Raw genomic sequence first — 12,799 nt, 5'->3', positions numbered from 1 at the left:
TCGTGATATTTCTATGTTCTGATTGAAAATTGCACACTGAATGTCAGTTTTTCCTTTATCAAGAACACCAAAATTCTTTACAAAAGTTTTAAGGTTTTAACTAATTTACATTCTACTTACATTTCCAATATCCGTCAATACATAAAATGCAGCCAAAACAAAAAGCAACTCATCCGCAGACAAGTTGCTTTTTAGACACGCTATTCCCCCTTCCATTGCTTCTATCATCCTCAGGTTAATTGGTAATTACCCATTTTTGTCGATCAAGAGTAGGATCAAGCTCGCTAAGGGACAGTGTCGACCCATCCGCTGATACTTCCATCGCTTTCTTATGATGAGCAGAAATAATACTTACGGTACCATCATCATTTTTGTGAAAAATCCAACGCTGATTGTTATATCCGAGATAAGGGTATAACTGGATTTTATTTTGCCCTGTGTCTAGATCAAGCGCCTGACCGGCTGTTGTACGAATAGAATAGGAGCCTGCATCGTCCCCCGTCGGCACGAATACCCACTTCTGATCCGTAAAATCATTCGCAGCCTTCAGTGTAACAGCTTCACCATTTGCGAGATTTGCTGTATAAAGGGATTTCTGTAGTTCTGCATTTACTAGACTGGAAGTGTATAGATCGGCAGGTGTTTCTCCGCTCACGTTAACGTTTTGATATGAAGCATATCCACCAAATACATGTAGTCCAAAGCGGCCTTCTGCAAATGTGCCGTCCTGGAGGTCGATCACTTTCTGCCCATCCACATAAACCACGATATGCGGGCCCTTCGCTTCGATTTTCACTTTGTAGGTTTGACCCGGCTGAATGAACGTCGGAACTTTTGCTAGAATCTGACGCTCTTCAAAACGGCCGTCGATTTTATAAAACAGACGGATGGACTTCATATTCGGATCCAGATTTATGTAGTATCCGCTGCGTCCATCTTCGCTGGCACGGAACAACATAGAGCCTGCTCCTCCGGATTTCCCTAACATCATCTCTGCTTCATAAGTAAAATCTCCTGCCTGCTTCTCTGCGATATAATTCGCGTCACTCCAGTAATTTCCACGAATCCCATTTTCACCAATGACCCAGGAGGCTGCAGATAGATCTTTAGTCCACCCACTTAAGTTCGTATGAAATTCACCCCCAGATACCTTAACTAATAAGCTAGCGGATGTCTTCCCATTTGGAGTAGAGACGGTAATGATAGACTCGCCTTCTTTTTTAGCTACAAGGGTTGCCTGGGATTTATCCACCACGTTTAGTTCAACAACATCCTTGTTACTGGAATTCCATTTAAGCGGCTGTGCCCCATTACCGGTACCATTCTCTACCATCGCCAAAAGTATGTCGCTTTGCCCCTTGCTCAGTTCGCGATCACTTGTATCCATCATTATCTTGGTAGCTGAGCCCGTCTCCTGATTCCATACAGAGCCTAACTGATTCACCTTCAGAGATACGACTTTTACGTTGCCTCCTTTGGTGTAAAAACTCAAAGCTCTGCTGGCTGGATCCGGAAAATGACGTCAGAGAAAACAACTTTACCGTTGTTGCCAAAAACCTCAATAGAAGACTCATCTACAAGGATACGCATCTTAACTCGCTTGTTCTCCGTTTGCATTGCCGCTTCATGTCTTGTATTAAATAGACTCGAAAAATCCGTCAAACCAGATGCAGACCGATCCACGAAAATCCGACCCTCACCAGGTTTATATCCAACAACCGTTTTTTGACTTCCCCCTACACGAACGTTAAAGCCAAATTCACTAACCTGACTACCTGCTGGAATTTCTACTTCAGCTTCAATTTCGTATGCACCAGAGGTAACTCCTTTCAATAGATTCTGAGAAGAAGGACTCACCTCTTTGTTAGCAGTAGAATACAGCTGACTACGCAGCGATCCCAACTCCTTGATCGGGCTTTGAGCGAGCTGAATCCCATCTTTTGTCGTTACTAATGAGACTTCTCTTGGGATTGACAGTACGCCTTTCCAATGGCTTGTTGGAAAAGCAAACGGATAGTCCCAGTTTGTCATCCACGCCATCATTACGCTGCGATGATCTGGCATGTTTGAAAAAGACATTGAAGCGTAGAATTCTTTTCCAAAATCTGTTCGCAATACTTTCCCTGCCGGATTATCATTAACGAATTTACCATCCGCTGTTAAATGACCCACAAAATATTCAGCATCTGATCCGCCTGTTTTTGAATTCGCTCCTGTACTAATCATCAGAACCCATTTCTTCTGTGATGTTCCGTCTACCGAAAGCTGAAGCAGATCCGGACATTCCCATACACCGCCGCGAACATAGTCCCCGTATCCCCAACTATCTGTCAGGTTCCAATCAAGTAGATTCGTTGAAGCAAAGAAACGAATATGGTCTCCACCGGATACAACCATTACCCACCTGTTATTGTCATTATCACGAATCACTTTCGGATCACGGAAATCCCAGCCTCCCGGCTCCCCTCCATTATCGCCTGGATTTCCGATAACCATTGGACGCGTCTTGGAATATTCCCAAGTACGACCTTGGTCCTTGCTGTATGCAAGACCGATACGCTGATTCCCATTCGGGCCATCGGGATTATAGGAAGTGTAGTAGGCAATTAGACCTTTACCTCCTGAATCCCCGAACAAACCTGATGCATTCGTCAAATCTGCCACAGCTGATCCAGACCAGACATGCCCATGATCATTCCACGGCAGCGCAATCGGAAGCCGCTTCCAGTTCAGCATATCCTTACTGACAGAATGTGCCCAAGTGCCTCCGTCCTGATGGAATAGATGATATTCACCTTCGAAGTAGACAAGTCCGTTCGGATCACTGGCAGAACCACGAATTGGCGTATAGTGGTATTGAGGACGATATTTTTCACTATAATAATTGCTGGCATCCGTCACATAGGTATCCTGGAAGTAAGCTGTTCCCTGTTTAACAACGATTCCTGCATATCCATCGGTATAGGTTTTATCTGTTAGATCGATTGCGGCCGGGGTGTATCCGTCTAGAAAGACCTGAATTCTGTTTCCCTTCGCCTTTATCTCTACATGATGTTTTGCTCCGGCCTGACTTGGATAGGTATGCTGTGAACTTGCAATCCTTGTTCCGTTAGCTTTCGTCAGACTTACACGAACCTGATTTCCTTCCTTTGTCAGGGCTGCTTCATATCCCTTTGTTCCATCAGCCGATGAACGAAAGGCGAGCGCTGCAACAGAATCAGGACGAAGAGATAGATTTCCTTCATATACAAAATCAGCAGCTTGTTTATTATAAATTTGCTGTGACTTCATCTGGTTTACTGCCATTCCTTTCTTGCCGTTGATATTAGGCTGCCATTGTCCTTTATTTGTAACCACAGCACCCAAATTTCCTTTCAGGTCGCTTACGATAATATTTTGGAACAAAACAGAACCATTCCATACATTGAGTCCCAACTTACCAGTACGATACGCATCATCCTGAACCTCAATCACAGGTTTATATTCATTGTCCCAATATACTTTCAGTGATGAACCCTCTGCTTTCACCTTGAGATGATAGATCTCTCCTGCCTTAACAGTAACCTTCCGCTCCTCTTTTAATTTCCCTTCACCATCACTTGCGTCTCGTAAGCGGATCATACCTGCATTCGGAACAATTTGGAGCATGTAGGAACCCCAGCCATCTTCATTAGAACGGAACAATAAGGTCGCGTCCGCTTGCATATCCTTGATCATGACATCAGCTTCATAGATAAAATCCTCTGACACCGTTTCGGAGATTGCCATTACATTTTCTTGTGGATCGGAAGTCAGTAAAATCCCTTCCACAGTATCCGCCAACTTACCTTTTCCTTTTATTTGCCAACCTGTCAAGTTTGTGTTTGTTTTGGTTACGCTTTCAAAAATAGAAAGCCCCTCCTTAGCTTGTTTACTTACCTCCTGATCAGCGGGCGCAGCCCAACCCATACCGGGATTGGCTACATATATGCCTGCGGAAGTCATAACAAATCCTGTTGCCATGAGAAAGGATAAAACTACTTTTCCCTTATTAACCATCCTCTTCACCCTCTTTTTCTATCATCAATCATTTCTTTTATTGTAAAATAAGAAGGAGGCCAATTCATTGCACTGACCTCCTCTATATATTCTTTTACAATTGAGCAGAAATCTTACTTTCCAGTGCTGTGAGTCCAAGAGCCAGAGCACCGCATAATCCCGCCTGTTGGCCTAGTCCTGGTGGAACGATATACTCATCTATGTGTTCCAAAATAGTACTTGAGCTGACATAGCCGTTCAGGTTCTGAAGCACAGCCTGACGGATCAGTGGAAACAATTGTGACTGCTGCATAACACCACCACCCAGAATGATTTTCTGAGGAGAGTTAAGCAATATAGCACCCGTAATCGACTGTGCAATATAAAATGCTTCCATTTCCCATGCAAGATGATCCATAGGAAGTTCATGGCCCTTCTTCCCCCACCTTGCTTCAATAGCAGGACCTGCCGCCATCCCTTCTAGGCAGTCCCCATGATAGGGACATCCCCCTGGGAATACATCGTCAGGATGGCGTCTCGTAAGAACATGACCCCCTTCAGGATGTACAAGACCATGAATGAGTTTACCTTCTGAATACACTCCCACACCAACACCCGTGCCAACTGTATAGTACAAACAGCTGGATAATCCTTGAGCAGCGCCCCATTTGGCTTCACCAAATGCCGCTGCATTGACATCCGTGTCCCATCCAAAAGGAACCGAAAAGTTACTTTTCAAAGTGCCCAGCATATCGTAATTTCCCCACCCTGGCTTTGGTGTTGTTGTAACGTAACCATACGCCCTGCTATCTGTGTGAATATCAATCGGACCAAACGATCCAATTCCGATAGCTTCTACTTGCTTGCCTTGAAAATATTGAATAACTTTGGGCAACGTCACCTCAGGATGTTCTGTTGGGAAACTAATCTGATCTTCAATTTCCCCATTTTCATTCCCAATGCCACATATAAACTTCGTCCCGCCAGCTTCAATCGCTCCTATACGCATATACATGACTCCTCTCGATGACTAATTCTTGTCTTGCTCAGCAGAGGGAGTAAGCTCATAGATATCCAGGGAAATCAGCAAGTCATTCTCATTTTCTGCAAACATAGCTATACCTTTAGATTCTAGTCCAGGGAATATAAGATCCGTAATCACTGCCTGACCACCATTACTGAACGCCTCAACTGAAGAGCGATCCACAAAAATACGGAGATCATTTGACTCATCAAGCGCTTCGAGCTTGGCTGAATGATGTCCTACGAAATGTTCGTGGAAATCATGCTGACCTGAAGCCATCCGATCTACATAAAGCTCCTCTGTCTCACCGTTAATACCGATTATTGTTTGACTATCCGCACCTACTCTTACTTTGAAGCCTACAGATTTACCTCGAGTGAACTCAGCTATAATCTCATAAGATTCCAAGTGAATCTCCTTAAGAAGAGTATTGATTTCTTGCACCGTTGCCTCTTTCACAGAAAGGACCTGTACACGAGCAGATTCCAACTCTTGTACCGGCTTCTGCACAAGAAAGATCTCCCCTTGTCTTGATTCGAGTTGAAGTTCCCTTGCAATCGTCATCGCGCCGCGGAATTCTTTTGCCGGCGTCTTGTTAGCATACATCCAGTTGCTCATCCAGCCGATAAATAGTCGTCTTCCATCTTCAGCCGGTATATCAGACCAGCTTACACCTGCATAATTATCTCTTCCATAATCAATCCAGCGAACTTTTATCGTATCTTCATCTGGCGTGAACACTTCTCCATCAAAATCCCCTGTGAAATACTGAGTTCTTGACCCTTCCACAAAAGCGGGATCCGCACCGATGCTCACAAGCATCACCCATTTCGTGTTCGAAGGATCGCCATCAATAGCAAGTGGGAACAAGTCTGGGCATTCCCATACCCCGTCATGAGAACCGATTCCGTTACCAAATTCGCTGGCATATGTCCAGTTAATTAGATCAGGAGAATGATATAAACACACCGTTTGACCACAAGCTACAATCATCACCCATTGATTCGTATCTTGATTCCAAAATACTTTGGGGTCACGGAAATCAATGAATGTATCATGTTCAAGTACCGGGTTTCCTTCATATTTCGTCCAGGTTCTTCCGTTATCTTTACTGTAGGCCAAGCTTTGACGCTGAATGGCTGGCTTGCCTTCTGGCATATCCAAATGATGCGTAAAAATTGCTACTAAACCTGGTTTACCTTCAAAAAATCCAGTCGTATTATTCCAGTCAACTACAGCACTGCCGGAAAAAATCATACCTAATTCATCTGGAGCGAGAGCGATAGGCAGTTCCTCCCATGTAACAAGATCCTTGCTGACCGCATGGCCCCAGTGCATAGCTCCCATGGTCATTCCACCCGGATGGTGCTGAAAGAACAAATGATATTCACCCTCAAAATAAACCATTCCGTTTGGATCGTTCATCCACTTTTCCTTAGGGGAAAAATGATACACTCCGCGGTAATTTTGTTTCGCAATCGTAGACATTATTGTTTTCTCCTTTACTCCCGAACACGGCATTTACCGCATATTATTTATAGTTTATTATTTGCTTGCTCTGTCATAGCCGCCTTGTTTAATTTCAAGCCATTCTTGCAGGCCCAGACGGTCCAATTCTTTCAAATATTCATCCCACTGCGCTTCGACTTTACCATTTTGGTACCATTCAGTACGCATTCTAAGCACGTAGGCAAACAGATCCGTCTCAATTGTCGTAAGGCGATCAAGTTCTTGAATGGAATGGAATACACTCGGCATTACGTTTTCTGCTTTCATTTTAGGCGCCATGATGTTCTTGATAATATCCATTCTGCCTTTGGCATCATCCGGCATGGTTGTGTATTTGCCATAATAGGAATCAAGGATAGCTAAGGGTCCACCGACACTTGTTTTCTCACGTAGTTCTACAGGAGCTGCACCCTCCAGCGGCAAATGCTTCAGCATTTCTTTTTCTTTATCAAATTCGAAGATATTTTGCTGTTTATCGTCTCCATACGTTCCCCAGTTGTTCTGTACAGATTGAATCGGATCGTAGAGTTGATCAACCCATTTCGCTGTCGTTTCTAAGTTCTTATTGGCGCTAGTAACAACCATCTTACCTCTGCCCAAACCAAGCGCGTTCGTTCTTGTTACGTTAACTTCACCATCTGGTCCAGCAAGTGGAGGCATAACCTCGTAAATGTCATTTGCTCCAGTGATGTTAGCTTTATCCCATGAGAAGTAAAGTCCGTATCTCTGATCCTTTCCTTTTGCAAGGTAAGTACTCCAGTCCTGAGTATAGGCTTCAATATCAATGAGTCCTTCTTTATACAGCTCGTTAATAAAAGAAACGGCTTCTTTGTAATCATCTTGTGCCGCCGTAAATATTACCTTCCCATCATTGCTTACAACCGCGTGGTCGGGGTTCTCCCCCAATCCGAATGAAGCAAATAGGAAAACCAGATCTTCTGCTCCAGGCTTGTTAATAAAGGACAAAGGAATTTCGTCAGCCTTACCATTGCCATTTGGATCTTTTGTCTTGAAGGCAATTAATACTTCTTTTAATTCTTCTGTTGTTGTAGGCATATCAAGGCCCAGCTTCTCAAGCCATTCCACATTGATCCAAGGCATACTGTCTACCGCCTGGATTCTTTCTTTGCCATTGCCCAGCTCTTCGATCCACGGAAAGGCATAAATATTACCGTCTGGTGCCGTAATCATACTCTTGTATTCCGGTGCTTCTTCCAGCACCTTTTTGAAGTTGGGCATATTGTTCTCGATAAGCTCATTCAGCGGAATAATGGCACCATCTTTAGCAAGCTTGAGCAGCTCATAGTCGCTATAGTCCGCATTAAAAATTGCATCAGGAAGATCGCCGCTTGCCACAGCCAAGTTTCTTTTTTCAACAAATACGTCTTTCGTGAAATTCTTCCAATTAATATGAACATTCGTCTTTTCTTCAAGACGCTTATTAATCAGTTTTTCATTTGGATCAACGGGTGCAAGTGGAGAGCTTTGCGTAATAAAGTTCAAAGTTACTTTACCGCTGGCGTCCTGTTCTTTACTAGCTGCACTTCCCCCTCCTCCTCCGCCACCGCATGCAGTAAGGAACATAAACGAAGCAAGTACAGATGCAGAAGCTACTTTCGTTGATACTCTTGATTTCTTAATTCTTTTCATAGGGTATGACCTCCAAATTAGATATGAATGAATTAATCTTTATCTATGTGCAGCCTGTTTCCTACTTAAGGGAACCGACCATAACACCTTTTTCAAAGTACTTCTGGAAGAACGGATACATAACAATAAGTGGCAAACTGGAAACAACAATGGCAGCGTACTTGATGATTTCAGACAATCGTTTCATTTCCGCCATGGCGAGTTGATCGCTGATCATGCCCGGATCTACCTGATTCTGGATCAAGATGGACCGCAACACGAGCTGCAGTGGATGAAGATTCGGATTATCTAAATAGATCATGGCGTCAAAGTAGGAATTCCACTGGCCCACAAAAGCATAAAGAGCGAGCACGAAAACAATCGGTTTGGAGAGCGGTAATACAACACTGAAGAAAATCCGCATCTCCGAAGCTCCGTCGACATTAGCGGCTTCCTTCATTTCATTCGGTACTCCTTTGAAGAAAGTTCTAGAGAGAATGATGTTCCATACATTGACTGCTCCTGGAATGATCACCGCCCATACTGTATCAAGCAGACCAAGATTCTTAACGAGCAGGTATGTAGGTATAAGCCCACCCCCAAAGAACATGGTGATAATAAACAAGGTCATGAAGAATCCTTTTCCTTTGAGCCTGTCATCAGACAGTGCGTACCCTGCACAGATTGAGACGAGAACGGTAAGCATAGCAAATGAAACAGAGTATAAAACAGAGTTACCAAAACCTCGGATCATGGCCGGATTAGAAAGAATTTTTATATACCCTTCTAATGACCAGTCCGAAAGGTTGAATGATAATCCTTTACTGAGCAGAACTGATGGATCCATAAAAGATGCAATCACTACATAAATCAAAGGAAGTACAATGATAAGTACGGCCAGTGTCAGGAAGATCGCGTTCAGCACGACGATAAAGCGATCTAATCCGGAATGTTTAATGGGCATAGCTTGTTGCTCCTTTCTTAGTAAAGACCTTCGCCCTCATTCAGTTTCTTCACGGTGAAGTTAACGGTGACGAGCAAGACGATGTTGATGATAGAGTTAAACAACCCTACTGCGGCTGAATAGGCATAATCGCCCGACTGCAAACCAATTTTATAAACGTAAGTCGGAATGATTTCTGAGGTTGGCAAGTTCATCGCCGTTTGCATGAGATAGGCTTTTTCGAAGCCAATGGACATAATCCCACCAGCTGCAAGGATAAATACGATAGCCATAATTGGACGAATGGTTGGCAAATCGATATGGCGTATTCTTTGTAGAAGATTAGCGCCGTCAAGATTGGCTGCATTATGTAACTCAGGATCGACATTAGCAAGTGCTGCTACATAAATAATGGATGCCCAACCGGCTCCGGTCCAAATATCAGAAAGAATGTAGATCGAACGGAAGTACTCCGGACGAGACATGAACATGATTGGTTCACCTGTAAGCCACGTAAAAAACTGGTTAATCGGTCCCGTTGGGGACAAGAAGATAAACAACATCCCGACCACAACGACAACAGAAATAAAGTTAGGTGCATACAAGAACAACTGAATGTTCTTTTTGACGCCTGCACGGCGAATTTGATTTAACATCAACGCAAGCAAGATTGGGATTGGAAAACTCAGAATTAATCCGAAGAAACTTAATTTAAGCGTATTCATAAAGATAACTTCGAAGTTGGGGGATGACAGGAATTTCTCGAAGTTGTACAAGCCTACCCATTCACTCCCCATAATCCCTTTGATTGGGCTGAAATCTTTAAAGGCGATAATCGCACCATACATAGGACCGTATTTAAAAATCAGGGTCAGGATCACAGCTGGTGCGAGCAAAATATAAAGAAAGTAGTATTTCTTTAGATAGTCTAGTAAGGAGCTCTTATGTTTGGTCACCATTGTTCTGTGTTCAGCTTCTATTAGGTTTTGCAATGCCTTTACCTCCGTTCTTATCAATGTTTATATCTTGATGCAGTAAGGGCTTTCAATTGGCTTATGTCCTGCTGCTTTTACAATTTACCAAACACTTAATCGTTCGTCAATACATTTTGTAAAATTATTTATGTGCATATGACAAAGCATTATGTTCATAAATGATGCATATAATTTTACATAATTACAAATACAGCCAATTTAAATAGGGTTATATACTTTAAAGTCAACATATTCTCATGAAGATGAAAATAATAATACCTTTTTTGCACATTTATTCGCTGATAAAATGTAAACTAAATTGTGCATTTGTAAATATCATATTGCTATTTTGAGTAAACTAATATACATTAAAGAGAGTTGGAATCATGCCAAACAGTACACTATTTGTGGCGAAGGTTAAGAACAAGAATATAGAGGTGAATTACATAGATGGCCAGGGAAAAAGTAACCATACAAGACATCGCGGATGCTTTAGGAATCTCTAGAAATACAGCTTCCAAAGCCTTAAATGGAACGAATGGTATACCTGATGAAACTAGAAACAAGGTTATAAAGAAAGCGATAGAGTTAAAATATAAACAATTTGCTTTTATGGACACCGAGAGTGTTCAACCAAGAAACTCTGGAAATATCGCTTTATTAACAGAAAACTTACCTAACACTTCCCACTTTGGATCGAAACTGATCAGTGGCATGGAGAAACGAATCAGTGCAGAAGGATATAATTTATCCATGCACATTATAAGAGACATTGATCAGGAGTCCTTGTCTCTTCCAAATAATTTTGATGTCGCCAATGTAGACGGAATTATTTGTATTGAGTTGTTCAATTCCGAATATAGTAAGCTGATTACAAGTCTAGGCATTCCAACTATTTTCATCGACTGCTCTGCCGATATCTGCTACCCTGAATTCCAAGCAGATGTACTTCTCATGGAAAACGAACACAGCACATATCAACTTACAAAAAAGTTAATTGATGGCGGTTACACATCACTGGGGTTCATCGGGGACTATAATCACTGTAGGAGTTTTAATGAAAGATGGGTGGGCTTTAATCGCGCATTGATAGAATCTGGGATTCATCTCGATCTCTCACAATGTATTCTCGATGACGATCGACTATTTTTTTCGAGTCCGGAGTGGGCAGATGCTAAGCTAAGCCAAATCAATCAGCTTCCTTCTGCTTTCGTGTGTGCTAACGATTATATTGCGGTTACCTTTATGAAGTCACTCAAAAATATGCTTTCCATTCCTAATGACCTCGTCATTTGTGGTTTTGATAATGGTCCTGAATCAAGCATTGTAGAACCCCATCTCACCACTGTTCATATTTATAGTAATCAGATGGGTGTCAAAGCAGCTGAAATGCTACTTTCCCGAATTCATGATCCGAAGCAACCCTATCAGGTTTCTCATATTTATACCAAACTCATCCTAAGAGACTCTACACCTAATATCAGTTGATGGATTTAAAAAGAACCCAAGCGATTAAAAATTCCGTCGCTGGGGTTCTTTTTTTTCGTTGAATTGTTCCAATTACAATGTCCTGTATTTATAACCCCACAATTAGTTTAAGGAAGGATTGTATTCTTCATAGGATAGAACAATATGCTCTCGTTTTAGCAGACAATGCTCTATAATCGCCTTACGTTTCGCTTTCAGGACAATTTGTTCAATATCAGCAAAACTGCAACCGGAAAGACGTTCGCATGCCTCCTCCATCAACCCAGCTTCACTTTCAAAGTCATTAATTAACAGTTCGACATATTGACGCCTACTTGATTCATCCGGGTTAGCATAAATCATTTTTGTATCAAACCTTCGCCAAATAGCTCTATCCAGTTCATTTTCTAGGTTCGTCGCTGCTACAAAAATGCTATTGTCACCAAAATCATCGAGACATTGCAGCAGTGTATTCACCGCACGAGCCATTTCTTTAACCTCGTCATTACTCTCCCGTGTTCTTGCAATGGCATCAAACTCATCCAGGAAAAGAACACAAGGAGATGCTTTGGCATACTCAAATATTTTCCGGATATTACTTCCAGTCTCGCCCAAATGGCTGTGAATAATTGCATCAAGTCGAACCAGGATAAGTGGAAGCTCCAGCATTTGAGCCATATAAAATGCCGTCAGTGTTTTCCCTGTGCCCGGTGGACCATACATAACCACTTTATTGGGAATGGGAACTCGATGTTCTTCAAATCTTTCCCTCATACCTAAGATTGTGATGAATTCTTCGACAATCTTTCGATTCATATCGGGTAGGACGAGATGTCTAACCTTTTTGGCACATTCTTTGGGTGTATAATAGGTACCCATATCAATCCCTTTTGCTCTGGGTAGACGTTGATTGGTGCTGCTTTTATTCATTATTTATTGAAGCTCCTTTAAAATGGTTATTTTTAAGAAATCCAAAAGATCCTTTCTGAATCCAGTTCAACCTGCTCTAATTGCCGCTCGAAGTTCTCGTGAGGAACGATAGAGTCCGCTTGTGACCATTCATTATTCACAAATCAATTCAAATACACATTGTTTTTATTCGTAATTATTACGATTTAAAATATCATACTTTCTTTTTGTTTATAATGTCAACCAGTAGCACAAAAAAGAGCCTTTATAATTCCAAGGCTCTTTTAGGGTATATCTATTAAATCGGCCATCCAGGCAAAGCAGAAG

General features: G+C 42.2%; 9 protein-coding genes. 1 reads left to right on the top strand and 8 read right to left on the bottom strand.

What is annotated here, in order from left to right; all coding sequences use genetic code 11:
• Positions 1-235 precede the first annotated feature (235 nt).
• The 7 genes from NSQ91_RS07285 to NSQ91_RS07255 form a co-directional block, all read right to left on the bottom strand.
• The gene (locus NSQ91_RS07285; RefSeq protein ID WP_340917158.1) at positions 236-1,492 is read right to left on the bottom strand and encodes a family 16 glycoside hydrolase; all 1,257 of its coding nucleotides are present in this window, start codon (positions 1,490-1,492) and stop codon (positions 236-238) included.
• Positions 1,489-4,038 carry a GH32 C-terminal domain-containing protein gene (locus NSQ91_RS07280; RefSeq protein WP_340917155.1) on the bottom strand — a complete coding sequence of 850 codons (2,550 nt, stop codon included), beginning with the start codon at positions 4,036-4,038 and terminating at the stop codon, positions 1,489-1,491. The genes NSQ91_RS07285 and NSQ91_RS07280 overlap by 4 nt, the downstream gene beginning before the upstream one ends.
• 94 nt (positions 4,039-4,132) lie before the next feature.
• A complete protein-coding gene (locus NSQ91_RS07275) occupies positions 4,133-5,026 on the bottom strand; it encodes an ROK family protein (RefSeq protein WP_076305018.1) in 894 nt (297 codons plus the stop codon).
• Positions 5,027-5,047: 21 nt separating this feature from the next.
• Positions 5,048-6,529, bottom strand: coding sequence for a glycoside hydrolase family 32 protein (locus NSQ91_RS07270; RefSeq protein WP_076305017.1), 1,482 nt, complete (start codon positions 6,527-6,529; stop codon positions 5,048-5,050).
• 57 nt (positions 6,530-6,586) lie between these two features.
• Entirely contained in the window at positions 6,587-8,200 is a 1,614-nt protein-coding gene (locus NSQ91_RS07265) for an ABC transporter substrate-binding protein (RefSeq protein WP_076193509.1), read from the bottom strand.
• Positions 8,201-8,261: 61 nt separating this feature from the next.
• Positions 8,262-9,143, bottom strand: a complete 882-nt coding sequence (locus tag NSQ91_RS07260) for a carbohydrate ABC transporter permease (protein ID WP_036675818.1) — start codon at positions 9,141-9,143, stop codon at positions 8,262-8,264.
• A gap of 17 nt (positions 9,144-9,160) precedes the next feature.
• Complete coding sequence (locus NSQ91_RS07255; protein ID WP_076185370.1) at positions 9,161-10,081, bottom strand: ABC transporter permease; 921 nt, start codon at positions 10,079-10,081, stop codon at positions 9,161-9,163.
• Between the two features lie 465 nt (positions 10,082-10,546).
• Between NSQ91_RS07255 and NSQ91_RS07250 the strand changes: the two genes are divergently transcribed.
• Positions 10,547-11,584, top strand: coding sequence for a LacI family DNA-binding transcriptional regulator (locus tag NSQ91_RS07250; protein WP_076125304.1), 1,038 nt, complete (start codon positions 10,547-10,549; stop codon positions 11,582-11,584).
• Between the two features lie 102 nt (positions 11,585-11,686).
• On the opposite strand, the gene NSQ91_RS07245 is transcribed toward NSQ91_RS07250, so the two are convergent.
• Positions 11,687-12,493 (bottom strand): AAA family ATPase, encoded by an 807-nt coding sequence (locus NSQ91_RS07245; protein WP_175619978.1) that lies wholly within the window; start codon positions 12,491-12,493, stop codon positions 11,687-11,689.
• Between the last annotated feature and the right edge of the window lie 306 nt (positions 12,494-12,799).

The sequence above is a fragment of the Paenibacillus sp. FSL R7-0048 genome, from assembly GCF_038004505.1.
GTDB lineage: Bacteria > Bacillota > Bacilli > Paenibacillales > Paenibacillaceae > Paenibacillus_AQ > Paenibacillus_AQ odorifer.
This window is presented reverse-complemented; position numbering and strand designations above follow the sequence as displayed.

Excerpts from the sequence above, each read along its gene's own strand:
- NSQ91_RS07280 (WP_340917155.1), bottom strand. The coding sequence starts at position 4,038 with ATGGTTAATAAGGGAAAAGTAGTTTTATCCTTTCTCATGGCAACAGGA.
- NSQ91_RS07275 (WP_076305018.1), bottom strand. The coding sequence starts at position 5,026 with ATGCGTATAGGAGCGATTGAAGCTGGCGGGACGAAGTTTATATGTGGC.
- NSQ91_RS07270 (WP_076305017.1), bottom strand. The coding sequence starts at position 6,529 with ATGTCTACGATTGCGAAACAAAATTACCGCGGAGTGTATCATTTTTCC.
- NSQ91_RS07265 (WP_076193509.1), bottom strand. The coding sequence starts at position 8,200 with ATGAAAAGAATTAAGAAATCAAGAGTATCAACGAAAGTAGCTTCTGCA.
- NSQ91_RS07260 (WP_036675818.1), bottom strand. The coding sequence starts at position 9,143 with ATGCCCATTAAACATTCCGGATTAGATCGCTTTATCGTCGTGCTGAAC.
- NSQ91_RS07255 (WP_076185370.1), bottom strand. The coding sequence starts at position 10,081 with ATGGTGACCAAACATAAGAGCTCCTTACTAGACTATCTAAAGAAATAC.
- NSQ91_RS07250 (WP_076125304.1), top strand. The coding sequence starts at position 10,547 with ATGGCCAGGGAAAAAGTAACCATACAAGACATCGCGGATGCTTTAGGA.
- NSQ91_RS07245 (WP_175619978.1), bottom strand. The coding sequence starts at position 12,493 with ATGAATAAAAGCAGCACCAATCAACGTCTACCCAGAGCAAAAGGGATT.